Origin of the sequence: Streptococcus suis (assembly GCF_902702775.1) — a bacterium.
GTDB lineage: Bacteria > Bacillota > Bacilli > Lactobacillales > Streptococcaceae > Streptococcus > Streptococcus hashimotonensis.
Map to the genome: position 1 here is coordinate 1,536,971 of NZ_LR738724.1, position 26,367 is coordinate 1,563,337.

The 26,367-nt window shown below is 44.7% G+C and carries 15 protein-coding genes; 4 read left to right on the forward strand and 11 right to left on the reverse strand.

Annotated elements, in window-relative coordinates:
* Nucleotides 1-150: 150 nt before the first annotated feature.
* From GPW69_RS07515 to GPW69_RS07525, 3 genes are all read right to left on the reverse strand, one after another.
* Nucleotides 151-3,516 carry an FtsX-like permease family protein gene (locus GPW69_RS07515; RefSeq protein WP_074391784.1) on the reverse strand — a complete coding sequence of 1,122 codons (3,366 nt, stop codon included), beginning with the start codon at nucleotides 3,514-3,516 and terminating at the stop codon, nucleotides 151-153.
* 11 nt (nucleotides 3,517-3,527) lie between these two features.
* Nucleotides 3,528-4,229: an ABC transporter ATP-binding protein gene (locus tag GPW69_RS07520; protein WP_074391783.1), complete on the reverse strand. Its 702-nt coding sequence runs from the start codon at nucleotides 4,227-4,229 to the stop codon at nucleotides 3,528-3,530.
* Nucleotides 4,230-4,319: 90 nt separating this feature from the next.
* Nucleotides 4,320-4,655: a hypothetical protein gene (locus GPW69_RS07525; RefSeq protein WP_044761270.1), complete on the reverse strand. Its 336-nt coding sequence runs from the start codon at nucleotides 4,653-4,655 to the stop codon at nucleotides 4,320-4,322.
* A gap of 163 nt (nucleotides 4,656-4,818) precedes the next feature.
* Here GPW69_RS07525 and GPW69_RS07530 point away from each other — a divergent pair, with 163 nt between their 5' ends.
* The 4 genes from GPW69_RS07530 to GPW69_RS07545 all read left to right on the forward strand — a co-directional run bounded on the left by GPW69_RS07530 (nucleotide 4,819) and on the right by GPW69_RS07545 (nucleotide 8,607).
* The gene (locus GPW69_RS07530; protein ID WP_044761269.1) at nucleotides 4,819-6,036 is read left to right on the forward strand and encodes a hypothetical protein; all 1,218 of its coding nucleotides are present in this window, start codon (nucleotides 4,819-4,821) and stop codon (nucleotides 6,034-6,036) included.
* A 2-nt stretch (nucleotides 6,037-6,038) separates the two neighbouring features.
* Nucleotides 6,039-6,899 carry an ABC transporter ATP-binding protein gene (locus GPW69_RS07535; protein WP_044761268.1) on the forward strand — a complete coding sequence of 287 codons (861 nt, stop codon included), beginning with the start codon at nucleotides 6,039-6,041 and terminating at the stop codon, nucleotides 6,897-6,899.
* 12 nt (nucleotides 6,900-6,911) lie between these two features.
* Nucleotides 6,912-7,793, forward strand: a complete 882-nt coding sequence (locus tag GPW69_RS07540) for a hypothetical protein (RefSeq protein ID WP_044761267.1) — start codon at nucleotides 6,912-6,914, stop codon at nucleotides 7,791-7,793.
* A 259-nt stretch (nucleotides 7,794-8,052) separates the two neighbouring features.
* A complete protein-coding gene (locus tag GPW69_RS07545) occupies nucleotides 8,053-8,607 on the forward strand; it encodes a hypothetical protein (protein ID WP_141668706.1) in 555 nt (184 codons plus the stop codon).
* Between the two features lie 33 nt (nucleotides 8,608-8,640).
* Here the strand turns inward: GPW69_RS07545 and GPW69_RS07550 are convergent, their stop codons facing one another.
* The 8 genes from GPW69_RS07550 to GPW69_RS07585 all read right to left on the reverse strand — a co-directional run bounded on the left by GPW69_RS07550 (nucleotide 8,641) and on the right by GPW69_RS07585 (nucleotide 26,341).
* Complete coding sequence (locus GPW69_RS07550) at nucleotides 8,641-9,774, reverse strand: low temperature requirement protein A (protein WP_079848519.1); 1,134 nt, start codon at nucleotides 9,772-9,774, stop codon at nucleotides 8,641-8,643.
* A gap of 62 nt (nucleotides 9,775-9,836) precedes the next feature.
* A complete protein-coding gene (locus GPW69_RS07555; RefSeq protein WP_074391781.1) occupies nucleotides 9,837-10,496 on the reverse strand; it encodes a putative quinol monooxygenase in 660 nt (219 codons plus the stop codon).
* Complete coding sequence (locus tag GPW69_RS07560; RefSeq protein ID WP_074391780.1) at nucleotides 10,497-11,411, reverse strand: amidohydrolase family protein; 915 nt, start codon at nucleotides 11,409-11,411, stop codon at nucleotides 10,497-10,499.
* Nucleotides 11,408-11,851 carry a MerR family transcriptional regulator gene (locus GPW69_RS07565; RefSeq protein WP_044758488.1) on the reverse strand — a complete coding sequence of 148 codons (444 nt, stop codon included), beginning with the start codon at nucleotides 11,849-11,851 and terminating at the stop codon, nucleotides 11,408-11,410. Before GPW69_RS07565 ends, GPW69_RS07560 begins: the two co-directional genes overlap by 4 nt.
* A 97-nt stretch (nucleotides 11,852-11,948) precedes the next feature.
* The gene (gene tpx, locus GPW69_RS07570; protein WP_044761265.1) at nucleotides 11,949-12,434 is read right to left on the reverse strand and encodes a thiol peroxidase; all 486 of its coding nucleotides are present in this window, start codon (nucleotides 12,432-12,434) and stop codon (nucleotides 11,949-11,951) included.
* Nucleotides 12,435-12,512: 78 nt separating this feature from the next.
* Entirely contained in the window at nucleotides 12,513-14,963 is a 2,451-nt protein-coding gene (locus GPW69_RS07575) for a heavy metal translocating P-type ATPase (RefSeq protein WP_044761264.1), read from the reverse strand.
* Between the two features lie 449 nt (nucleotides 14,964-15,412).
* On the reverse strand, nucleotides 15,413-19,180 hold the full coding sequence (locus GPW69_RS07580) for a mucin-binding protein (RefSeq protein ID WP_141668705.1): 3,768 nt from the start codon (nucleotides 19,178-19,180) through the stop codon (nucleotides 15,413-15,415).
* Between the two features lie 354 nt (nucleotides 19,181-19,534).
* The gene (locus tag GPW69_RS07585) at nucleotides 19,535-26,341 is read right to left on the reverse strand and encodes a Rib/alpha-like domain-containing protein (protein ID WP_156697657.1); all 6,807 of its coding nucleotides are present in this window, start codon (nucleotides 26,339-26,341) and stop codon (nucleotides 19,535-19,537) included.
* Between the last annotated feature and the right edge of the window lie 26 nt (nucleotides 26,342-26,367).

Below are 26,367 nucleotides of genomic sequence, written 5' to 3' on the forward strand. Positions count from 1 at the left end.
GACTGTCATTCTCTTTTTAAAATTCCTTCCAAACCAAGACTGTGCCTAGCTCTCCCATTTCATGGCTCGGGTTAAAACAGTCTATTCCCAGACTGTGCCTAGCTCTCCCATTTCATGGCTCGGGTTAAAACAGTCTATTCCCAGACTGTTTTAATCAACCGACTTCAAGGCCTCCAGCATATCCACCTTTCTCAGATGGTGATTGACGTACCAACCAAGAGCAGCCAAAATTCCACTAATGGCTAAGATAGGAATGAGATAGACTTCTAGTCCGACAGATGGATTGAATCGGATACTGTCCGAACCAATCATGGCAAGAAGGAGCTTGTGGAGATAGATACCGCCAACCAGTCCAACCAACATACCAATCAGCGAAAGGGCAATGGTTTCACGATAGATGTACATGGTCACCTCTTTATTGTGGAAGCCTAGTACCTTGATGGTAGATAATTCACGAATCCGTTCAGACATATTGATAATTGTAAGGTTGTAAAGAATAACCAAGCCAAGCAAGATGGATAGAATGACTAGAATGGTCATGATGGTCTGAAGCGAGCCTGCAATCGTGGTAAGCATGTCTATAAGAGAAGTATTTTGAACCAAACTTCTGACTGCTGGCATCGCTAGGAGTTGACTTGCAAGAGTCTGAATATGCCCCAACTGACTGTCTTTCAACTGAGCCAGATAGGCATTAGCAGTCTTCTGCTTGCCGGTCACTTGTTCGTAGTAGCTATCTGTCATATAGATAAAATGCCCTGCGTACATATCAGCCACAGCCTCTACCCTGACTGAAACTTCCTTATCTTCCAAGGTCAGTGATAATTTATCACCAACTGAGACTCCGTAGATTTGCGCCAATTTTTCTGTGAGGACAATCCCCCTATCACTCAGTTTAATAGGCTGACCTGTCGAAGTTTCCATACTGACTTGATTTCCAAAATCCCGACGGTCTGAAATGTAGAGACTAATCGATAGATTCTTTCTCTGACCGTTTTCATCCACCGTTTGATTGAGCTGTTCAAAAGCCACTGGCAAGGATTGGCGAACCTGATCTGACTGAAGAAAATGTGTTAACTTATCCAACTCTTCCTCAGTAGCTCTGCTATTTTCCACCACCAACATATCATAATGGATCAGCTCCCCAAACTGTCGTTGGACAACTCCTGAAATAGAGGAACGGATACCCAGTCCTCCAAAAAGAAGGGCGACGGTCCCTGCTACTCCAAAGATGGTCATAAGCATACGAAGCTTGTAGCGGAAGATATTGCGGGCTGTCACCTTATGGGTAAAGCTTAGACGAGACCAGATAGCCGGCCATTTTTCGAGCCAAATGCTGGAGCCTGTAACCGGTGGCTTAGGTAAAAGTAGCTGAGCAGGTTTTTCTGTCAGTTCCCCACGAGCCACCAAGTAAGCTGGCAGGACCGAGGAAGCCAGAGACAGGAGCAAGGCTAAACCTGTCCAAAGGGGATAAAAATGGAGTTTAGCTGGTCCTATCACGGTTGTCTGCGTAATAATGTTGGAAATAAGTGGAGACAAGAGGAGATTACCTGCTATTATGCCGACTATTGTTCCTGCCAGACCTGCCGCCAAACCATAGAGAATGAACTTAGCCATAATCTGTCTATTCGTATAGCCAAGGGCCTTGAAGAGACCTGACTGGGTTCGCTCTTCATCGACAAAACGGGCCATGGTAGTAAAGGTCACTAGAGCTGCGACAAGGTAGAGAACAACTGGGAAGACATTGCCCACTGCTGCAATAGACCTAGTCGCATTGCTATAGGTAGTATAGCCATCCCCCCCTGGTAGGCTTGTTCGAGTATAGACCTGATAAGGCGCTTTTTCCAGCTTACTTAAGTCGGATTTGGCCTGAGCAATCTCGGTTTGAGCTTGGCTAATTTCTTGATCGGCCGAAGCTTTCTTTTCAGAAAATTGGGATTGAGCTTGACTTAACTCTTTATCAGCCTCCTCCAAACGGAGTTCTTCCTGACGAAGCAGTTGATTTGAAGACTCTAACTGACTAAGTCCCCATTCATAGTCTTCTACTCCTTTATTGTAGGCTGCAATGCCTTGTTCATACTGACTCAAACCTGCTTGATAACGGGCCAAACCTGCCTGATATTCTTGATTCCAAGTTTGGTACTGGGCTAGATTGCTATTGTATTCATTTTGTTTGGTTTGATAGTAATCATAACCTTGTAAATAGGCTTGGTTGGCCTGCTCATGGACAGATTCCATTTGGTCTAATCGGCTTTTCTCAACATCCAAACCTTCCTGTCTAGCTAACAAGTCAGGATAGTCTGAGAGGGTTTGGTCTTCTTGCAAGTGATTGGCAATTTCAAGGTCTAACTCTTGCTGAGCTTGAAACCAACTAGCTCGCCCTGTGGAAATCTGAGATGCGGTCTGACTCAGTTGGGCATTTTGGGAATCCAATTCTTGCTTGGCCTTTTCTAACTGCTGGGCTGACGTTTCTAATTCCATCTGATAGCCGTCTAGAAACGAAGCAGTCTGTTCTAATTGAGCCTTACGCCCATCCAATTCCTTTTTACTTTCTTCCAATTCAAACTTATTTTTTAATAGTTGGGCTTGGGCGGCTCGTAATTCAGCTTCCGTTTGGACAACCTTAGCCCTACCACGCGCAAACTCTCTACGACCTGTCGCTAATTGCTCCTCCCCTGTTTCCAGTTCTGACTCTGCCTGTTCAAGCTGGGATTGAGCCTGAGCAATTTCCTCTTCCCCTTTTGAAATATCTGTCTGTCCATCTGACTGAATAGCTGCCAATCGTTGTTCATCATTGTTAGCCAATAACTTTTCTAAGTCTTCTTGGTGCTGGTCCAACCTGTCTTGATAGGCCTGACTGTAATATGGTAAATCAACCAAATCATCATAGCGAATACGGGCAATAGTGTAAACTTCTGATTTGAAGGTATCCTGACTAACAAGGCCGTAGCCACCTAACTGCCCATCACCACTTGCAGCCATGCCCATGGTTTCATTGTCCCAAATTTCTGCTGATGCGACAAAGCCCACAAGAGTAAAACTTGTCTGTGTCAAGATTTTTCCATCCTTATCAGACTCCGTCACTTGAACAGTATCGTCCAATTTGTAACGATTTTTTAAAGAAGCTGATAGGGCTATTTGCCCCTTTTGACTGGGCATTTCCCCTTCTACTAGCTTATAGGTCGATAGGGTCTTGGGAACTGAAAACAGCCGAATTGCAGTCTGACCTTCATTAGTAACCACATCTTTAAAGTAGCCTGCTTCAAGAGTAGCACCTTCTATCGTTTCTAATTCGTCAAGGTCAGCTTGACTAAGTCCCAAACCTGAAATTACTGCCAAATCCATCGTTCGATGACTGGCTATATAGGCTTGGGCCGTCTTTTCCATATTGGGAGCTGTTACTTTCAGACCTGTCAAAGCTAGAGCTCCTAGCATCATCAGGCTAAATATGGACAAAAAACGCCCCTTGGAAGAAAGCAGAGATTGTCTCATATCCTTCCAGTAGATTTTCTTTTTCATAGTTTCATCCACTAATATTCTAGGCTTGCAATATCCTGTGGTTCTGCGTGTAACTCAACGGAGTGTACACGGGCATCCCGCATTCGAATCACTCTGTCTGCAATAGGGGCTAGGGAACTATTGTGGGTAACGATAATCACCGTCGCCCCCTGCTTGCGGGACATATCTTGTAAGATTTGCAAGACCTGCTTACCTGTTTGATAATCCAGGGCACCTGTCGGTTCATCACAGAGGAGAATTTTAGGCTTTTTTGCAATAGCACGGGCAATAGCCACGCGTTGTTGTTCGCCGCCTGAAAGCTGAGCGGGGAAATTATTGATACGGTGACCAAGTCCGACCTGTTCCAAGACCTCCTCGGCATCCAAGGCATCCTTGACAATTTCTGCTGCTAGCTCCACATTTTCCTTGGCAGTCAGGTTGGCGACTAGATTATAAAATTGAAAGACAAAGCCAACGTCATCACGGCGGTAGTTGGTCAATTCATGACTGGACAGCTGTGCGATATCCACACCGTCAATCCAAACCTCCCCCTCGTCATTGCTATCCATGCCACCTAAAATATTGAGCAGAGTGGATTTGCCCGCACCAGATGAGCCGAGAATGATGACCAGCTCCCCCTTTTCAATCTCAAAGGACACACCGTCATTTGCCACAATGGTCGCATCCCCCATTTGGTAGTATTTTGACGAATTCTTTACTTGGATGTAGGACATGGCACACCTCGCTTCTTCTCTTTCTATCGGCTAAATTCGTATACTTTATTATAGCACAAAAGAGGGATTCTCACCCTCTCCTATTATCTTTTAGATTTGGGCAATAGCAGAGCCACCATAGAGTTTCAGCTCTTCTCTGATGGTCTGGTAGTAGTAGCGGTCAAAGGCCTTCCAAGCCTGCCTGCTAGTCTCACTCAACCGCAGATCGCCCAGTCCAACCAAAAAACTAGTCGAACGGTAGAACTTCTCAATCGCAATCAATTCTGAATTGGTGACCGTCTTGGCCTCCGACAATATGCGTGTCGTCTCAGTCAAATTATGCTGGAACCGTTGCTCATCAGCTGTTCCTACTTTATCTGCTTGAAAGGCCTGATTCAAGTCTTGAATGAGGGCCAAAACGTCTTGAATAATCTGTGTCTTTTCCATAAAAGACCCTCCTTGTTTATGATAAATTTAGTATATCAAATTAGACAAAAATATTCCAGTTCTTTGTATAATCTCTTGATTTATATTTATGTTGATATTATAATTATAGAAAATAACACATTTATATATCTACCTATTCGCCATTTCTCCCTTGGAGGTATCTATGTTTCAAATTGAAGGAAAGCTATTTTTCCGTATCAAGAAAAACTTGGTCGCTATCTTGGTCATGCTGATGACGATTCTAGCTAGTTCCCTTCTAGCAGGCTACCAAAATCGCCAAGCCAAATTAAATGTCATCCAAAACTATGAACAATACATTCAAAAATTTGAAAATATCATACAAGATTTAGAAACACAGTATCAGAATCAAACTCTCAGCGAAGAAGATTATCAGGCTGAAAAAACATTTTTTACAGACTATATTGCCAACTACCAGAAGGAGATTGAGGCGGTCAAAAAGGAGGACTGGACCTATTTTTATGAGAAAAATATCCAGCACTATCAGCAGGATGGCCAATACGTTAGCCTTTCCTACCGAAGCTATGAATTTACCCCACAAACCATCGAAAATACCTTCTTGATTTCCAAGTATCTGCTAGAAAAGGAGATACCCTCAGCCTTTCCAACCGCGCTTTACCTAACAGCCTTTGAGAATCCCAAAACACCAACAGATAGAGAAATCGTCAAGAGCCTGGGACAGCAGGCCTTAAAAGGAACCAGTCATGAAATCTGGCAGGGTCAAAAACAGCTAGGGCTAATCATCTCTCTCCCCCTATTTCTCCTAGCTTTCACCAATTTTTTCATTAAGGACCAGCAGGGAACCAGCCGGCAGATTCGACTTTTGCAAACTCTAGGTCTGAGTAGGATTCAGATTACGCGAAACAAGTATCTAGCCTTTCTGGTACTATATACTGCTCTTTTTCTCACCTTCTATCTTAGCCAGTTTCTCATCGCTTTTTTACTGAATGGAAATAGTAGCTGGATCTATCCCGTCACCACCTATAGCAGTAAGGGACTGGCTTACAGTTTTATCACCACAACCATAAAACCTATTTACCAAGTCATCTTGCTAGCCTGTGGCATGCACTATCTCTACCTTCTATTTTTGCTGGGAGTGGCACAGACCTTGACTAGAGTATTAAAAAATGGACTGGCAGGACTGGTTATCACACTGGGACTTGTCATCTCTGCCAACTTCTTTCCCCATATCTTCAATCCATTTAGCCTATGGAATGCAGGCAATCTGGCGGACGGAAGTGCTATCATCTACCATCAATTAACAGGATACAGTATTCCAAAAGTTTTTACAGTCCTTCTCATCAGTAACCTGCTCATCTATTGCCTGCAATTCTATCTCCTGACAAGAAAAAGTGAGGTCTAACCATGCGATTATCCATTCACAATTTGTGCAAATCCTACGGGAAAAAGAAAATACTGGACCAGCTAAACCTAGAACTGGTGGAGCCTGGAATCTGGGCCTTGATTGGACCAAACGGTTCTGGAAAGACAACCCTCCTAGACTGCATTGCCAACCTGCAAACCGTTGATTCGGGAGAGATTTCAATAAATGGCAAAAAGCACGATAATCCAAATGTCTACCAAACCTTTGCCTACCTGCAGGACAACCGTGTCCTCTACCCTGAATTGACTGGACTGGAGCATTTGCGATTGGTCCAAACTATCCAAGGTTTACCCAAAGAGCGGATTGAGGAAGTCATCCAAGAAATCGGTATCCGTGATTATGTGAATATCCCTGTCAAAAATTATTCCCTAGGAATGAAGCAACATCTCCTGCTGGCTATCGGTATTATGAACAAGCCCCAGGTCATGCTCTTGGATGAACCCTTGAACGGCTTGGACCCAACCAGCTACATCCAGACCAGAAAATTGCTCCAGAAACTAGCCAAAAATGGTTCAACCATTATCGTGTCTTCCCACCAATTAAACGAGGTGGACCAGCTAACCGATCAACTGCTCTTTCTCAAACAGGGAAAAATCATTGAGTGGAAACTGGAACAGGTTGGGCGACAATATGCCATTCAGACTAGTGACAATCAGACAGTTTTTCAGAAACTTGGGCAAGTGAAGGGACTGACTTTGGCCAATGATAGCATTCAGGTAGACACCAGTGTTCATAGTCTGCATTTCTATCTAGACCAGCTCATGGCTTGTCAGGTGGAAATATTGGATATTAGCATTCAGGAGCACCAGTCCGAAGAAATCTATAAAGAACTATTTGAATAGGGAGGCTTGACCATGAATCTACTGCTCCTTTTCATTCTACGACTGAAACGTAATGCTATTTTTCTAGCCCTCATGACTGCTGTGGCTCTGATTCCACTTGCTCTGTCCTATCGGAATGTTCTAGAGGCCGAAAACCTACGATTTGAGGATCGAACCCGTATCATACAAGTCAAAAAAGAAGCTGAAATTGTCTTGTATGCTGACGATAAGGAGGCCCAAGCCTTAGACCAGGAAAGCATGGATTATTATAAAAAACTCTTGGAACTGGCAACCACCTACTTAGAAAAGGAACATATCCAAGGCAAAAGTCAGGAGGTCTTGGAAACTGAGTTAGAACTCTATCAGACCTTGCAAAACTGGGAGGCAAAGGGAAATAGAATCAATCATTTTACGAGAAGCGAACTGGCAGAACGTATCACAGTCTATAAAAAAGTTCTAGAGCAAACTCTTACCTTTCACTATCCTACTGCTCCCAAGGATTTTTATCTGACCTTGTTACAATTTCTTCCAGCTAGTAACTATATGATTCCTCTCGTCATCTGCTGTCTCTTAGTCTGGCTTCTGATGACTGACCTTTCCAAACATCGTGGTCTCCTCTTTATCAACGGACTATCCCCTGGTCAATATGCCACTAGCCTGACCTTACTTGCTCTTCTCCTCCAAGTTGCTATCTATGCCCTCATCCTATTAATGCTACTTCTATTGGCACATCAGTTCCGATTTACCTTCCAAGAAAAATATCCCATTCTGATTGGCGCAAATCCTCAGTCTACCATAACAGTAGGGAAGCAGTTGCAGAAACTCTTGCTGGAAATGGCTGGTGTGACCTGTTGCTATCTTGTGTTTATCCGATTAGCAACAGCTAAAATCCTAGAAAAGTATAAACGAAAATAAGCCGAATGCAAGCCAGTCACTAGACTTCAAACTGAACATATGTTACAATGCCTTGGTGTGCAAACGTTAGCATAAGAAAGGCATGAAAAGTGAAAAAATTATCCCTATCTTCATTTACTTGGAGTGCAATCTACCTAATACTTTCTTGTTTGATTTTCTTCTTTCACGTACCATTTTAAACAAGTAAATCCAAGGCCTTTTCCAGCTTGACCTAGAAAACATCAGCGATCTGATTCAAGACCAGCTGGTTCAGGGCTGGTTGCGTCGGGCAATCCTGCTTCTACTTGTCATGGTCCTCATCTGCCTAGTAGAAATCATTCTCTTCTATGTCCTAACTAGCAAGCTCATCAAGGCCTTCAAGCTCTTGGACGGCAAGGTTAACACCTTCATTCTTTGGGGCTACCGCCTCTTGTTCTGGGACTCAATCGGTTTGATTGTCTTTGGTTTGGTGACTAGTCTCTCGACTGGACTGGACTTATGGAAAAATATCCAAGCCATACAAGACCTGGATGTTCAGGCGATTGGGACGGAAATTCAAGCCATCGTAGCTGAAGCTCCCCTGACGAAAATTGGTGATGTGCAGGTCTTATTTGACAGCATTCAAGACTACATTCGTGATAAGAGCATCCTTTTGGCAACCAAGGAATCACTGGTACTTCAAGTCTCAAAACTCCATACACTTATCAGTGTATGGTCAACTGCCTATCCAATCCTGCTTGCCCTGCTCAGCTATTTCCACATAAAAGACTGGTGGACCAAGCGGACGCCAGGCAAACCAATCGTCAAAATCAGCCTGACTATTGAGCGTCAGTAAGCAGAAATCCCACTTCGATTGAAGCGGGATTTTTTATTCTGCCGAATGACCAAGGTTCATACCAACAAAACCAATCATCATCAGACTAGTCACGATCAAGCTGGTCACGATCAACCAACTCCATGACTGAGTAAAGACTAGCAGACTAATTCCAAAGCCGATACTGATGAGCAGGAGCTGGGTAGATTGAAATTGCTTGGATAGGATTCTGCCTTGCTTATTATAAACATTGTGCTGAAGGAGTCCGAGTATAAAGAGGACTAGGCCACCATAAAAATAAAAGACGGTGTACTGGGTATTCATGTCACCATTTCCAAAAAATGAGAGGGCTATGGTTATCAAGCTGAGCCCAAAGAGTATGGGGTAGTGACTATAAATGGCACGAATCCCAGTTTCTTCCCGTTCTACATCAAGCAGGTGGTCCACTTCTACAATATAGACCATGAAAAGATTTGTTAGAGTAATGAAAATCGCAATGGATTCCCAAGAAAAATTCTCTGGACTAAAATGCTCTGAGATTCCAATCAAGGACTCACCAAAGGTAATAATCACTAAGAGCGACAAGCGCTCCATCAAGTGTGGAAAATTTACTGGATTCAAGTCAGCCGAAACAAAGCCACGGTTGGGATCGCTGAGCAATCCAGGTAGCAACCAGGTCGAGAGAATACCAACCAAGGCAATCCACATACCTATCTCATAAGGGAAAAATAAGGAAAGGGAGAGCATGACAGACCGCAAACCGAGGATATAGAAAAACTGCTTCATCAGACTCCGATCCGCATCGTTTGAAGTCTGGAAATATTCTAAAATGTACTGAACCAGAAGCAGCAAGGAAATAATGGCCATGGGTAGAAAAATCCATACAAAACTAGTCTGCCACTCTCCTGCAACTGCACTTGATGCCACCAAAAGACAGATCATCTGCAAAAACATGAAAATGATATTGCGCAGGCTGTTGCTCCCAAAACGGTTTGTAAAGACAGTCTGCACCATCCAAGAATTGACAAAAATAATCAGTCCAACTGAGAAGTTAAAAAATGATTGAAGACTGACGACTCCCTGATGGGAATGGTGGATAATCGACGTCAGCTGACTGATAGTATAGACATAAACTAAATCATAAAATAATTCGGTCAACTCGACCTTTTTATGCTTGATAAAGGGCATAGAATCTCCTGTTAAAATTTTTTCATTTCAACAGTATAGCACAGAAAGTTAGGGGATACAAATTAGCTAGAAAAAGCCAACTGCCCTTTCGAGATTGCGATACTGTTTTCCAAGTCCTGTAAGTTTTTTTCTTCCACCAAATCCTGCGTTTCTGAAATATAGCGTTGAAAATGCGGAGTCAAACGGTGGTCTTCGTAGGCTTTCGCACTCGCATACACTTCGTAGAAATAATAACGATTTGATTGCTGGCTGTCCTTTGCGGCATACATTGCTAAAACACCTGATTCTTCTTTTATAGAAGTTTGCATGTTTATTAGGACACTATTTTCAAAGGCTTCCTGGCTTCCCTCTCTCACTTGAACCTGAGCAAATTTTAGGAAATGGTGTTCTGGTCCTAGCCACACTCCAGACGGCAACTTTTCTTCCAAAAACAAGGCTTCTACTTCATAGACCTCCCGCTTGGTGAGTTTGGATCCCACCTGCTCTACATAGGATTGGTAGTGCAGAGAAGTCCGATGACTTTGGTAGGCCACCTCATCTGCATAGACCTCAAAAATTTTGTACTCCAACGGATTTCCCTTTAAAGAACTGGCGTACATGGCAAGAGTGCCAGCTTCCTCTTCATAGGAGGTCTGGAAATTTTCCATACCCACTTGGTAAAAGCTATCACGATTTTTCTCATCAACTCCTAGATGAAATAAATGAACAACTGGCTTACTCATCTATTTTGTCTCCTTCAGTAATAGTTTGATATTTTCAGAGTAAATGGCTTGCTTGTCCTCTTGAGATAAGTGCAAGGAGTCAATAGCTTCTGAGATGACCAGCGTAGCCCCTGCAGGCGCAATCCCAAGAGGCGCATCGGTTCCAAAGAGTACCCGATCTAAGCCAAAATAGTCGATGGTTAATTCTAGAGCCTTTGGATTGCCTAAGATAGCGGTATCTACATAGAACTTGCGGAAGTCCTCCACCTGTTTTTCCGGCAAAATGTACTGAATCCGTCCGCTAAAGAAGGGGGCCAAGGCTCCTGCATGGTGAACAATGATTTTCAGATTAGGATAATCTTGAAAGATTCCTGCCTCCACCAATTGTAGCATAGCCTGACTCTGCTCGTATTCCCATGAAAAAACAATGTTATTATCTGGTTTGCGATTGTCAAATACAGGGTGCAACCAGATAGGAATATCTAATTCTTCACATTTAGCGAAGATTGGTCTGAAGCTCTGGTCTGCAATGGATAGTCCAAGGTGTCTTGAAAACAGCTGTATGCCAACCATTTCAGGATTTTTATCGACAAAGTCTTCCAAAATTTCCAGACTTCCCTCAATGTTGTTCAGGGCCAGCATGGCCACACCAGCAAAAAATTGATTTGGATAGGCCTGAACAGTTTCCAAGAGTTCTTGATTGGCTTCTTGAACCAAAGCCAAAGCTGGCTCTGCTTCCAGATAATCTTCTGGATTGACATTGACAAATGAAATAATCTGTTTGACAGCTGGATCTTGTAGAGCCTGCCTTTTTTCCATGTCTTGCAGGACAGGATTTTGCAAAAAAGGCATTTTCTGAGGCAAGGCTGGATCAAGGGCCAACATTTTTTGGTAAAACTGGGGCAACAATACATGGGCAAATACATCTATTTTCATACATCTATCTCCTTCCAACTGTCCTTTTCATCGGATAAAATCGCATAGTCTTCAAAGTAGGAAAGGTCTTGTTCAATCTCACCTGATTCATATAAGGCTATTTTTTTCTCCAAGCGGTCAATGGAGCGTTGGAGGTTGGCCTGCTTTTGATAGAGAGTTGTCAACTGCTCCCGCAACAAGTTTTCCCGTTCCTTAACGGTGCTATTTCCTTCCTTCAACAAGGAAGCATACTCTGTCAGCGTTTCAATACTGACACCTGAGTGACGCAGACAGATAATCATCTCCAGCCAAGCCAGGATTTCCTTTGTAAAATAGCGATGTCCATTGCTTGCTCTTGGAACATCTGGCAGTAAGCCAATTCGTTCATAATAACGTAGAGTATTACTATTGATCTGGTATCTTTGACTGACTTCCGCAATCGTGTAGCCGAGTTTGTCCATGGTCTATACCTCCTGTATGCCATTATAACACTTGTAGTTCACTATAAGTCAATATAAAAAACAAAAAAACGATGCCTGCTCAGACACCGTTATATTATTATTTAACAGCCTCTAAAGCCACATCATAATCTGGATGTTCGTTGACATTGTCCAAGTATTCTACGTAGGTGATTTCATTGTCGGCATTAAGGACAAAGACCGCACGCGCCAGCAAATTCCACTCCCGCATGAGCACACCGTAGGATTTACCAAAGGCATGGTCATAGTAATCAGACAGGGTGATGGCATCTTCCAAACCTGCAGCCCCGCACCAGCGTTTTTGGGCAAAAGGCAGGTCTGCTGAAATCGTCACGACAACCGTATTGTCACGGTCAGCCAGTTCCTGATTGAAGCGACGAGTCTGGGTATCGCAAATCCCTGTGTCAATAGAAGGCACCACACTGATGACCTTAGTCTGCTTGCCAAAGTCTTTCAGACTTTTCAGGCTCAAGTCATTGGCCATGAGGACAAAATCAGGGGCGGTATCTCCCACCTGCAATCGTGGACCTACCAAGGTCACCGGTTTTCCAATAAAGGTTGTCATAAACATCTCCCTTGCACTTAATATATCTATTGTAAGCGTTTATAATCAAAAATACCAGTTTTTTGACTGGTATTTTTGCTATAGTTTGTAGGTTTTCAATCGCAGAGCGTTCAAGACGACGGACACTGAGCTAAGGGCCATGGCTGCACCTGCAAACATAGGATTGAGCAGAGGTCCACCAAATACATGTAATAGACCCATGGCGATTGGAATGCCAATCACATTATAAGCAAAGGCCCAGAAGAGATTTTGTTTGATGGTCCGCATGGTTGCCTGGCTGAGTTTAACAGCCTTGACCACATCCAAAATGTCACTATGCATGAGGACAATATCGGCAGACTCAATGGCAATATCAGTCCCAGAACCAATGGCCAGACCCACATGGGCTTGAGCTAGAGCTGGGGCATCGTTGATGCCATCCCCTACCATAGCGACTGTTTTGCCCTGTTCTTGTAATAGCTTGACTTGGTTGGCCTTGTCATCTGGTAGGACCTGACTGACCACCTGCTCAATGCCGACTTCCTTGGCAATGGCTTTGGCAGTTTTTTCATTGTCCCCTGTCAGCATGACCACTTCTAAGCCCATGGCTTGCAGAGCCTGGACAGCCTGACGGCTGGTCTCTTTTACTTTATCGGCAACGGCAATGACTGCTAGTAATTCTTGCTGGCTGGCTAGGAAAACAGGCGTCTTGGCTTGATGGGCAAATGCCTCCGCAACTGCACGTCCTTGGGAAACATTAATTCCCTGTTCCCGCATCAACCGTTCATTTCCCAGATAGATGGTCTGCTCTGCTATTGTCACCGAAAGACCACGACCTGAAAGAGCCTGAAAATCGGTGGCGGGCAAGAGAGTAATCTTTTCTGTCTGTGCAGCTTGCAGGAGAGCCTGAGCCAGAGGATGCTCGGAAAATTGCTCGCTACTTGCTGCCAGCTGGAGGACCTGCTCACGATTTTTAGTAGACAAGAGATGAATGTCCGTCACCTGGGGTTTGCCCTCTGTAATAGTCCCTGTCTTGTCGAAGACAATGGTATTCACACCTTGTAGGGTTTCAATAGCTTGACCAGACTTAAACAGAAGACCGTTTTCTGCCCCTTTTCCAGTCCCAACCATGATAGCCGTCGGAGTTGCTAGACCCAGAGCACAAGGGCAGGCGATGACCAAGACGGCGATGATAATACTTAGTGAAAAAATCCAGGATTCTTGCCCCAAGAAGTACCAGGCCAGCCCAGACAAGAATGCCAAGCCCATGACAACTGGCACAAAGACGGCAGATACTTGGTCAGCCAATTTGGCGATGGGGGCCTTAGATCCTTGAGCCTCTTCTACCAAGCGAATGATCTGAGCCAGAGTCGTATCACGACCAACCTTGGTAGCCTGCATGGTAATGGCACCTTGCTGATTAAGGGTACCGCCAAAAACATTGTCGCCTAGAGCCTTCTTCACTGGCAGGCTCTCACCCGTCAGCATGGACTCATCCACACGTGTCTGGCCTTCTAGAACTTGACCATCAACAGGAATCTGCTGACCTGGGCGAACAATGACCTGGTCACCGACCACCACTTCTTCAATCGGCACTTGTATTTCCTGCCCATTTCGTAAGACCTGGGCCGTCTTGGGAGCCAGATCCATCAATTTCTTAATGGCCTCAGAAGTCTGACCTTTGGCTCTAGCTTCAAAATATTTTCCCAAGGTAATCAAGGTCAAGATAACGGCGGCTGATTCAAAATACAGTTCTGGATGGTGACCGTGCATGGCTACTTCTTTCCCCATCAGAAGAAAAGCAATCATCAACAGGCCTTGAACCAAGGCTGCTCCAGTCCCAACGGCAATCAAGGAATCCATATTGGGATGGCCTTGCAAGAGAGTTTTAAAGCCTTTTTGGAAAAAACTGCGTCCCATATAAAGGACAGGGATGAGCAGGAGGACTTGACTGACCGCATAGACTAGCGGTTGATGGAGCAAGGCTGGTAATGGAAGCCCACCCCAGGGTAACATAGGACCCATAGCAATATAGAGCAGTGGAAGAGTAAAGACTGCTGACCAGACAAATCGTTTCCAAAGACTGTCTTCCTTGCTTGGTCCCTTATCCACCGTCTCTTCCACTTGATCTGGTCTAATCAGTTGATAGCCTGCTTGCTCAACTGCTTTTTCAAGACTGGCTGGATTTTGCCTATCACGGCTATAACGGATAGTCGCCTTTTCTGTTGCCAAATTGACACTGACTTCTTCTACACCTTCTAGTTTGCCCAGAGCTTTTTCAACCGTCAGAGCACAGGAAGCGCAGGTCATGCCTGAAATGTCATAAGACTCGGTCACCAAGTTATCGACTAGCTGATAGCCCGCCTTTTCAACTGCCTGACGAATATCCTCTAGTCCCAAAAGCTTTTTATCATAGCTAACACTCAATTTTTCAGTCGCTAGGTTGACACTAGCCTCTTCTACCCCTGCTAATTTACCAACAGCTTTTTCAACCGTCAGAGCACAGGAAGCGCAGGTCATACCTTGAATGGGATAGCTTGCTTGTTTCATAGGTTACTCCTTTTCCGACTACATCTGTAAACAAATTATACAACATACGACTACATTTGTAAACATTTTTGATTGATACTCTTCAAAAATCAAAATCAGACGTTGTTGACTTGATTTGATGAGTGAAAGGCTCCAGTGGAGCCTTTCAGCCTGTTAATAGTAACAGGGTTCTATCTGCGTAAGTAGAAACGAACTACGTTCGCTCTATCTCCAACCTCCAAAGGTTCCCCAAACCTTTGGAGCTAGTCTGTTTTTGATTTTCATTAAGTATAAAAAATAGATTGGAGAGACCCCAACCTATTTCTTACTAGTCTGATTTGATTCTACAAGACCATAGTGGCAGTTTACCATGGAAATCATAGAAACAAATTTAACAAATAAAACAAGCAATGTACTTTTAATACATCTTTATCGAATCGACTACATTCGCTATACCTATCTAAGACATATCAATCAGTCGTGTCTCCCAGGTGAAATAGTTTTTTCAAACGTGTCCATAAACTTTGCTTTTTAATTTTTGTAGCAATTGCTGGTACTTCTTTTCCATCTGACTGAGTCGCATGTCTATCGGTCGAAGACTTATTTTCACCAATGTGAGTATCTTTTTCGTCCATACGGCTAACATCAACGACAGTAGATGGACCGCTTGAAAAATAATATAGTTCTTCGAGTATATCAGCAGTTTCTGAACTCTCCAATGTAATACTTGGAATAAATTCCTGACTCGATTGATACCCAATTACTAATGGAGGCACAATGGCATCAAAGATTGGATAGCGGCTATACCAATCGCCAAAAGATACCTCTCCTGTAGTTAAGTTGACTGCTGCTTCCCTTTCGAAAAGCACTTCCCCAATATATGAATCCGCTACTTCTTCTCTCTCTTCATTTAGGTAACAGATTGTTCTCCTGATTTTTCTTTCAAGATGATGGAGAGTCAAATGTGGAATACGACGTAAATACTGAGCCAAGTCCAAGGGGAGTTCTTGATAGTCGTTTTCAATCATTTCGCGATGAACCTCAACTATCCGTGCTTGAAGATACAACTCCACATCACGATAATAGTCTTCTTCACCGACCACCTTCGTCTCCAACAGCTCATAACCCTCGTCTTTATAGATGTCAACTAATTGCTCCAAATTATACGGAGCCTCTTCACCTGTTCGAATCACCAACTGAAGTTCTTCAAGAACCTGCAAGGTATTGACATCTATGATACGAATATAGAATCGATATGGACAAGAATAATATCGTACGATTTCATTAAAAACAAGCTTCTCACCTGTTGGAGTAACAGAATATTCTGGTATTAACTGCCTTTGAGTTTCATAACCAACTAAATCTGGAACCCTAACTTCTGGGAACGGTGCCTCTACTTCCCACTCACCATATCGGACTGACTGCGTCGCAAGGTTTAATTCCGCTGTCCGGCTGACTCTGCTTTCTTGAACAATGTCTGGAAATAAGGTCTGACCCGTGTCAGATAAAAATCGAATAACTCGTTGATTGATATAAGTTAAATCGTGTGCTTCCAATCCTACTGGAACCATCGTCGAACAACCATCCAAATCCATCATTCTATAAGCCGGTAACGGATGCTCATAATCGACAGTCATCACTTTCGAACGTAGGGTAACAGTATAGTGAAGTTCTTGCTCACTAAACGATAGGATAGATGGACAATCACTAGTCAGAATTTCATACCCCGGAAATGTTAGCAGTTGGTGAGAAACTTCTTCTCCCAGCATACCTGTTAACACTTCTTTTCCTAAACTGCCGTGCTCAGATTGATAATCAATATGAATATTTCCAACCTTTGGTCGATAATAAACATGGACAACTTCATTCTCTGTGATAAGGGAGGATGGTTTTGCCGGTACATGCCCCACCTCCATGTCAAAATCGTCCAAGTCTGGCGAAAGAATCTTATCAAATCCTGATGAGGTGGAACAAGTCCATTGACCGTAGGTAATTTCACCCGTCGCTATCTCAACAAGGGCATGACGTGAGAAATGAATGACTTGCCGTTCCTCTTTAAAAGGAGCATGACCAACACATTGGAAATAGATGGTACGTGTTACAGTCTTAGTTAAATCTTCCATCTCGAGACCACTTGGCCAAGATAGGCGTGGATAACCTTCTATAGTCGAAAAAGCTTCTTTTGGTGATTCTATCGTTACCTTTTCTTTGACTGAGTGAACATAGAGCGTTAATTCCGTATCGATTTGTTGGTACTGAATTTCTAATTTTTTATGTTTCTTAGGAAGGCAGTATCCTGCATCAGTCAGAGGTAGTAACATCTGATTGAAGACACGAGTAATCTCTTCTGTGTCTGGATTATGACATTTCCTTTCCCTCAGTAATACACCATCAGATTCTCGAAAAATACGAAGAGTATATACGGTTTCTCGTTCACTATAATATACTGTTATTTCTTGATGTGCGCTGTAAGGAGTGACCTCCGTAGAAGAAACACGGAGATGGTCCGCATAAAATTGAGGATGTTCAGGAGGCGTAATCTCTTCGAAAATAAGGTGATTATGATCCCATGGTTGATAAGTAATTAAACCTGAGACAAGGTTTACCTGCGCACTCCGAGAGAAGCTTACCATATCTAGTCTATCAGGAAAAGCCTCTTCCCCATTTTCATACAAAAAACGAATCCGACGGTGAACCGTACGCTTCAACTCCTCTTCGGTTACACCCTTTGGCCAAAACGGCCCTGTAGGACTATTTTCATCAACAACCGTTCCAGCTTTTTTCGGCTGATTTGGCATTACCGTGAGGAGGCGAGAACGGAGAATAATCTGATAGGTGTTCTCTTCTCCATCATCAACACCAAAAATCCCTTCTGTTGGATAGTCATTTGAGACCAACTCATAACCAGCTGCCAAGTATGTCTGGATTTTCTCATCTGGGCGATAGTGAATTGGATCTCCAGCTTTTCCAAATAGCTGAATAGTGTCTAGTTCTACGCCATCTTCCTCAAGGACTAATTTAATGAGAATCTTTTGGATAATTTTAGAGTACGTGATGGACTCAATCCGATTTTGTTTCATCGGCGAAAGATGATTCCATGCAGGAATATGGAGTGGCTTAGCCAAATAACCAGAAATTTTGGGTGCTTCAACGGCTGGAAAAACCGTTGTCTCACCTTCCCACGGACCATAGTAGATATGACCTGTTACCAAGTTCCATTGAGCCCGTCTATAAAAATGTGCAACCTGATGAATCGGTTCTAGAATTACTTCCCCCTCTTCATCGTAGAAATGAACGGTCCGCTGGACTTCCCGATGAAGCTCTTCTTCTCCTAATTCTGAAGGCCATACGATACTATCTTCCATTTCCGGATAGACACGTTCTCCTACCGCTGGATAGGTAGTTGGCACATCAATATCCATCACTACTGGCCTCATCTTGATAACGATAGGAACATTGCCTTCTGCATGAATATATTGAGAAGATTCCAAGTCATTACGAACCACTTCATAACCCTTTGCAATAAGGCCCTGAACAAGCGATGCGGCTGGATAACGAATCACATCACCCGTTTTTCCATTGAAAGTATCCTCTGCAAGAATTGCCCCAGTTTCTTCATCTACTACTTGAATAGGAATTTCTCTGGTACTACGTCTATAGACAATAGTCGTCGAAACTTGGTTTGTAGGCAAGGAAAGAACCTCAATAGCAGGAATTTCTCGTTCTGATGGAGTAAAGCCAGGAAGCTCTTGCACAGAATACAGAGGAAAAGATTTATTACCTGTAGAAGACCTCCAAGGTAGATAGGTCAATTCTTCCGTCACAAAATTAAACATGGCTGTTCGTGATAAGACTATCTGTTGAACAACAGGAGGGAGAGCCTGACGACCATCTTCGTAGGTAAAAGAGAGTATCCGTTCAAAAACATTGACCAAGTCTGCCTCAGCGACACCCTCTGGCCATGTTAATTTTCCTTTTCCGTCAACTGCTGTTCCTGGAACTTTAGGCTCAGACGGTAGTACTAATACCACTCTTTCTTTCAAATACAGAGTAATAAAAACTTCTGAATCGACTTCCTCTGTTGTGATGTTTTCAACTGTATATCCCTTATTTAGCCAAATAGCTAACTCTTTAGCATTATCATAATCTTGCGGGCTTTCAATAGTTTTCTTAGCTACTTCTACATGGCGATCTATATCCATGACGCTTACAGTCACCATTTGTTGAGAATACGTCACATAAGTCTCCTTTCTCACTTTTAGTTTTCTATTCAATCGGTTTTATTTTACGTAACAAAAATGGAGCAGAGGAAGAGAATCCCTCCCACTATAGGACCCCTTCCCCACTCCACTATCTATTAAACACTTGGGCTACTCAATAAAAAGCTTCACCTTCGTCATTAGAAATATTAGTATGTTTCTGCAAGCAGAATTGGTATTTTGGAAAGAATTTATTCATATAAGTAATGATTAGATCTTGATAACATTGTCTGGGGGGATGAGGTATCAAGAGAATTCAGTAAAACTTAGTGGGGTTGAATAGCCCAATAAAATACGAATGAGTCAACAGGAGTTAAGTAAACTAACCAGCCACTATTCCTCTTCTTTACGTTTTCTCATAGCGAGAGCTGTGCCGCCTAAGAGAGCTGCTACAACAAAAGCAATTTCTTGATTAGAGGCATCGCCTGTATTTGGCAACTGTTTATTTGTTCCTACTGAAGATGGTTGACCAAGCTTAGTCGCACCAGAAGTTGGAGTTTTAACGGAAGAATTTGAATTTGTTCCACTATCTTTCGCACCGCCATCAGTATCCTTCTTAGGATCTTCTGGGGTTTTCTTGTCGTCTGATGGGTCAAGTGGGTTAGTACCATTTTTCTTCTCGTCACCATCGTTCACGCCACCACCATCGGTGTCTGGGTTCTTAGGATCGGTGCCATCTTTCTTCTCGTCACCGTCGTTGACACCATCGCCGTCGGTGTCTGGGTTCTTAGGATCAGTACCATCTTTCTTCTCGTCACCGTCTTTGACGCCATCACCGTCGGTGTCTGGGTTCTTAGGATCGGTGCCGTCTTTCTTCTCGTCACCATCTTTGACGCCATCGCCGTCGGTATCTGGGTTCTTAGGATCGGTGCCGTCTTTCTTCTCGTCACCGTCTTTAACGCCGTCGCCGTCGGTGTCTGGGTTCTTAGGATCGGTGCCGTCTTTCTTCTCGTCACCATCTTTGACGCCATCGCTGTCGGTATCGGGGTTCTTAGGATCGGTGCCGTCTTTCTTCTCGTCACCGTCTTTAACGCCGTCGCCGTCGGTGTCTGGGTTCTTAGGATCGGTACCATCTTTCTTCTCGTCACCGTCTTTGACGCCATCACCATCGGTGTCTGGGTTCTTAGGATCAGTGCCGTCTTTCTTCTCGTCACCGTCGTTGACACCATCACCATCGGTGTCTGGGTTCTTAGGATCAGTGCCGTCTTTCTTCTCGTCCTCATCAGTAACACCGTCGCCATCAGTATCCTTCTTAGGATCTTCTGGGGTTTTCTTGTCGTCTGATGGGTCAAGTGGGTTAGTACCATTTTTCTTCTCGTCACCATCGTTCACACCACCACCGTCGGTGTCCGGGTTCTTAGGATCGGTGCCATCTTTCTTCTCGTCACCGTCGTTGACACCGTCTCCATCGGTATCTGGGTTCTTAGGATCGGTACCGTCGGTCTTCTCATCTCCATCCTTAACGCCATCGCCGTCGGTATCGGGGTTCTTAGGATCGGTGCCGTCGGTCTTCTCATCTCCATCCTTAACGCCATCGCCGTCAGTGTCTGGATTTAATGGATCAGTGCCGTCTTTCTTCTCGTCACCGTCGTTGACGCCATCTCCATCGGTGTCTGGGTTCTTAGGATCGGTGCCATCTTTCTTCTCATCACCGTCTTTGACGCCATCGCCGTCGGTGTCTGGGTTCTTAGGATCGGTGCCATCTTTCTTCTCGTCACCGTCGTTGACACCATCACCATCGGTGTCTGGGTTCTTAGGATCAGTGCCGTCTTTCTTCTCGTCACCGTCTTTGACGCCATCGCCGTCAGTGTCTGGGTTCTTAGGATCAGTACCATCTTTCTTCTCATCCTCATCAGTAACACCGTCGCCATCAGTATCCTTGTTAGGATCCGTCACTTTAACTGTTACTGGGACTTCATCCTTAGAACCGTCTGGGTAAGTCACGACTACTGTGGCTGGTTTGTCACCTGGCGTTGTCGTGTCTGGCTCATCTTTCCACTTGTAGGTTGTACCTGATGGAAGGTCGCCTTTATTGGAGATGCCGTCTTCAGCTTTTGGTGTGTCGCCGACTTTAGCTGGTACGTCTTGACCTTTCGGCGTGAAGTCGTCTGCTTGTGGTGTCGGTGCAGTCACTTTAACTGTTACTGGAACCTCGTCCTTAGAGCCGTCTGGGTAAGTCACGACTACAGTTGCTGGTTTGTCACCTGGTGTTGTTGTGTCTGGCTTATCTTTCCACTCATAGGTTGTACCTGATGGGAGGTCACCTTTATTGGAGATGCCATCTTCAGCTTTCGGTGTGTCGCCGACTTTAGCTGGCACGTCTTGACCTTTCGGTGTGAAATCGTCTGCTTGTGGTGTCGGTTCAGTCACTTTAACTGTTACTGGAACCTCGTCCTTAGAGCCGTCTGGGTAAGTCACGACTACAGTTGCTGGTTTGTCACCTGGAGTTGTAGTGTCTGGCTTATCTTTCCACTCATAGGTTGTACCTGATGGAAGGTCGCCTTTGTTGGAAATACCGTCTTCAGCTTTCGGTGTGTCGCCGACTTTAGCTGGCACGTCTTGACCTTTCGGCGTGAAGTCGTCTGCCTGAGTCTTCGGTACAGTTACTGAAGTTGGGTCACTTGGGTTCTTACCTGGTTCGGTTTGCGTACCAGTATAAGTATCACCTGGTTTGGCTGGCGTGATTGGTGCTGTCCATGTACCATCTGGATTGACTGGGACGGTTACTGTATTGCCGTCTGGCAAGGTTACGGTTACTGTACCACCTGGGGTGCCTTCGCCTCCGATTGTCGTATCGCCTGGATTAACTGGGTTAATTGTTGGTGGAACGCTATCTTCCTTGGCTGGCTCAGTCACTTTAACCGTTACTGGAACCTCGTCCTTAGAGCCGTCTGGGTAAGTCACGACTACGGTTGCTGGTTTGTCACCTGGCGTTGTCGTGTCTGGCTTATCTTTCCACTCATAGGTTGTACCTGATGGAAGGTCACCTTTGTTAGAGATACCGTCTTCTGCTTTTGGTGTGTCGCCGACTTTGGCTGGCACGTCTTGACCTTTCGGCGTAAAGTCATCTGCTTGAGTCTTCGGTACAGTTACTGAAGTTGGGTCACTTGGGTTCTTACCTGGTTCGGTTTGCGTACCAGTGTATGTGTCACCTGGCTTCGCTGGTGTGATTGGCGCTGTCCATGTACCATCTGGATTGACTGGGACGGTTACTGTATTGCCGTCTGGCAAGGTTACGGTTACTGTACCACCTGGGGTGCCTTCGCCTCCGATTGTCGTATCGCCTGGATTAACTGGGTTAATTGTTGGTGGAACGCTATCTTCCTTGGCTGGCTCAGTCACTTTAACTGTTACTGGGACTTCATCCTTAGAGCCGTCTGGGTAAGTCACGACTACTGTGGCTGGTTTGTCGCCTGGCGTTGTTGTGTCTGGCTTATCTTTCCACTCATAGGTTGTACCTGATGGAAGGTCACCTTTGTTAGAGATACCGTCTTCAGCTTTTGGTGTGTCGCCGACTTTAGCTGGCACGTCTTGACCTTTCGGCGTAAAGTCGTCTGCTTGAGTCTTCGGTACAGTTACTGAAGTTGGGTCACTTGGGTTCTTACCTGGTTCGGTTTGCGTACCAGTATAAGTATCACCTGGTTTGGCTGGGGTGATTGGGGCTGTCCATGTACCATCTGGATTGACTGGAACAGTTACGGTATTACCATCTGGCAAGGTTACGGTTACTGTGCCACCTGGGGTGCCTTCGCCTCCGATTGTCGTATCACCTGGGTTGACTGGATTGATTGTCGGTGGAACGCTATCTTCCTTAGCTGGCTCAGTCACTTTAACTGTTACTGGGACTTCATCCTTAGAACCGTCTGGGTAAGTCACGACTATGGTTGCTGGTTTGTCGCCTGGCGTTGTCGTATCTGGCTTATCTTTCCACTCGTAGGTTGTACCTGATGGAAGGTCGCCTTTGTTGGAGATACCGTCTTCAGCTTTCGGTGTGTCGCCGACTTTAGCTGGCACGTCTTGACCTTTCGGTGTGAAGTCGTCTGCCTGAGTCTTCGGTACAGTTACTGATGTTGGATCACTTGGATTCTTACCTGGTTCGGTTTGAATGCCTGTATAAGTGTCACCTGGTTTGGCTGGGGTGATTGGGGCTGTCCATGTACCATCTGGTTTGACTGGAACAGTTACTGTATTGCCATCTGGCAAGGTTACGGTAACGGTACCACCTGGGGTGCCTTCGCCTCCGATTGTCGTATCACCTGGATTAACTGGGTTGATTGTTGGTGGAACGCTATCTTCCTTGGCTGGCTCAGTCACTTTAACCGTTACTGGGACTTCATCCTTAGAGCCGTCTGGGTAAGTCACGACTACGGTTGCTGGCTTGTCACCTGGCGTTGTCGTATCTGGCTTATCTTTCCACTCATAGGTTGTACCTGATGGAAGGTCGCCTTTGTTAGAGATACCGTCTTCGGCTTTTGGTGTGTCGCCTACTTTAGCTGGCACGTCTTGACCTTTCGGTGTGAAGTCGTCTGCTTGTGGTGTCGGTGCAGCAGTGACGTTAGTGTTTGTTGGTGCACTTGGGTTCTTACCTGACTCCGTTTGTGTGGCTGTGACCTGGTCACCCTCTTTCAAGCTACCTGGTGCTACTGGAACAGACCAAGTGCCATCTGGTTTGACTGGAGTTGTGGTCTGACTTCCATCTGGGAAGGTTACGGTTACAGCGGCTCCTGGGGTACCGGTACCTGTCACTGTAGTATCATCCGTGTCCACTGGATTGATTGTCGGTGTACTACTTGTATCTTTGACAGGCGCTTCCGTTACAATCACAGTTGCTGGTTCACTTGGCTTTTTACCTGTTTCTGTTTGGATAGCTGTAATCTTGTCATCTTTAGCAAGATCATCTGGTGCTGAAACTTTCCATGTTCCATCCGTCTTGACTGGTACAGTAGTGGTTGAGCCACCTGGGAAAGTTACGGTTACAGTTGCCCCTGGAGTTCCTGTACCTGTCACAGTAGTATCATCTGTGTCTACAGGATTAATAACTGGGTTAGATGCTTGTTGCTGCTTGTAGCGATAGGTAATGGTAATGCCGCCCTCACTGACTGTACCTGTGGCATTAGCTGGTGTTTCTACCAAATCGTAGTGAGTAATCGTTTCAGCTTGTGTGCTGTAAGGCTGACCAACTTGGACGGTGGTTGTCTTAACTGGTAGGAGTTCCGCACCTGTCTCTGCATCAACATAGTTTACTGTCACGGTGCTGTTGTGCACTGCGTAGACAAAGTTTACAGTGATTGGAGACTCTGTGACGCGTCCAGTCGCATTTGCAGGGGTTGCAACGAGCTTGTAGCCTACAAACTCCTCTGCAGTCGCAGTGTAACGATCTCCGACAACTTGATTGTCCATCACTGTGACTTGTGGTTTGAGCTCCACTCCATCCTCGGTCTTATAGGTTGCGTAAACGGAGCCACGCTTAGCTAAAACTGTATCTGACTTCAAGGTTCCACCTGTATAGTCAATGTTGCGAACATTTGTATACGTTTTGTCGTAAATTGTCTCTCCGTCAGTATTAGCACCTGTCACATTATAGCTAATTGGCATCGCATTATTCACAACTGTACTGGTATCGTTGACTATCCCTTGCACACTTTTATTTAGACGATAGACTGTTGCAAGTTTAGGATCAATCCCTGTGACAGTGTAGGATAGTTCCTTATCGGTAACTTTAGTAATTGTTGCTTTAGCGCCTTCTACTTTTGGGTAAAATATATAACCGCGACTATTGTATTGAGCTGAAGCAACATCAGTCAGCGGAATATTGATAAGATCGACTACATCACCTACTTTAATAAATCTGGTATCTATAGATAGGTTGCCACTATCTATGCGGAAAGATACTTCGCCATCTTCTCCTTTTCCTGAAGGTACATAATGGTCGAACCACAAAGAGGTGATTAGATTCCCGTCAGGCCGTGAATAAATCCGTCCCGTCAACGCTCCTCTTGATTCCATTGAAGTAGGGAGGGACATAGCTGGAATTGTTTCATCATTGCGAGCAATTTCTACTCCATCTACCGCTATTGTCTGACTCATGATATGAGAATCTTTATTATAAAAAGCACCCGAAGAGAGTGTGAAGTCCCAGTTTAACTCTGTATTATCAAGAGCTTCAGTAAAGGTTAGGACGTACTTCTCTTTTACATAGGTATCACCAAGACTTTCATCCACTGCTCCCTGTTGTCTAGTATAGCCAACAGGGACAATATTAGTGTGCTTAACCGTTCCAATTGTCCTGCCACTACTGTCTTTTACGGTTGCTCCAAATGTAGTAGGCGGAACTTGTACATTCGTAAATATATATTCCAGAGTATCTCCGATATTTACGCGACCGTTTATTTTGGTCGTCAGGGTAATTTTTTGCTGGACAATACCTGGTGTCTTTCTAATAGTGTTAAACGTCGCGACATGAACAGCTGTCGCCGTCGGAGATGACAAGGCAGCTAGAGGTTGCACTGTTTCAGAAACCACCGCCGCTCTAGTCGTTGTCATCGGTTGAGTTTCCGGCTGAGTTGTTGTATTTTCTACCTCTGCTTCGACCACTTGTTCAGCCAATTGCGCTTCAGCTGCCACAAGGTCAGCTTGCGCCTGATCCAATTCAGCTTGGCTTGTCGCAGTCGCCAAGACTGTTTCCGCATGCTCAATCGCTGCCAAAAGAACCGCTACTGATTCGCTGGTCTTGGTGCTCAGGTCTTGTGATTTTGCCGATGCAATGGCGCTCTCTAGACCATCCTTTGAAAGCAAATAGATCACTTCGCCTGTCGCAGAAGAGTTTTCTGCTGCTGGCTGTTCCGCCACAGCAGTAGTTCCTGACTCTGCTGGAGCTACTGAAGTATTTTCCTCCGTACTTGTTGTACTTGACGCACTTGGTTCACTCGCTGGTGCACCTTCTTCTCCATTTTCGGTCTCATTGGCAATAAGCATTGTGTTTTCAGCCGTCCCTGTAGTAGTTACCTCTTCTGCTGAAACTTGCGCTCCACCAAATACCAAAGCAGTCCCCAAAAGCACACTAGCTGCGCCAAAGTGGTACTTACGTAATGAGAAACGTTGCTTTTGGTGATACCAATTCATTGATGACTTTTTCTTCATCTTTGTTACTCCTTTTTTTCATGGGG

Coding starts and splice junctions, on each gene's coding strand:
- GPW69_RS07515 (WP_074391784.1), bottom strand. CDS start 3,516: ATGAAAAAGAAAATCTACTGGAAGGATATGAGACAATCTCTGCTTTCT.
- GPW69_RS07520 (WP_074391783.1), bottom strand. CDS start 4,229: ATGTCCTACATCCAAGTAAAGAATTCGTCAAAATACTACCAAATGGGG.
- GPW69_RS07525 (WP_044761270.1), bottom strand. CDS start 4,655: ATGGAAAAGACACAGATTATTCAAGACGTTTTGGCCCTCATTCAAGAC.
- GPW69_RS07530 (WP_044761269.1), top strand. CDS start 4,819: ATGTTTCAAATTGAAGGAAAGCTATTTTTCCGTATCAAGAAAAACTTG.
- GPW69_RS07535 (WP_044761268.1), top strand. CDS start 6,039: ATGCGATTATCCATTCACAATTTGTGCAAATCCTACGGGAAAAAGAAA.
- GPW69_RS07540 (WP_044761267.1), top strand. CDS start 6,912: ATGAATCTACTGCTCCTTTTCATTCTACGACTGAAACGTAATGCTATT.
- GPW69_RS07550 (WP_079848519.1), bottom strand. CDS start 9,774: ATGCCCTTTATCAAGCATAAAAAGGTCGAGTTGACCGAATTATTTTAT.
- GPW69_RS07555 (WP_074391781.1), bottom strand. CDS start 10,496: ATGAGTAAGCCAGTTGTTCATTTATTTCATCTAGGAGTTGATGAGAAA.
- GPW69_RS07560 (WP_074391780.1), bottom strand. CDS start 11,411: ATGAAAATAGATGTATTTGCCCATGTATTGTTGCCCCAGTTTTACCAA.
- GPW69_RS07565 (WP_044758488.1), bottom strand. CDS start 11,851: ATGGACAAACTCGGCTACACGATTGCGGAAGTCAGTCAAAGATACCAG.
- tpx (WP_044761265.1), bottom strand. CDS start 12,434: ATGACAACCTTTATTGGAAAACCGGTGACCTTGGTAGGTCCACGATTG.
- GPW69_RS07575 (WP_044761264.1), bottom strand. CDS start 14,963: ATGAAACAAGCAAGCTATCCCATTCAAGGTATGACCTGCGCTTCCTGT.
- GPW69_RS07585 (WP_156697657.1), bottom strand. CDS start 26,341: ATGAAGAAAAAGTCATCAATGAATTGGTATCACCAAAAGCAACGTTTC.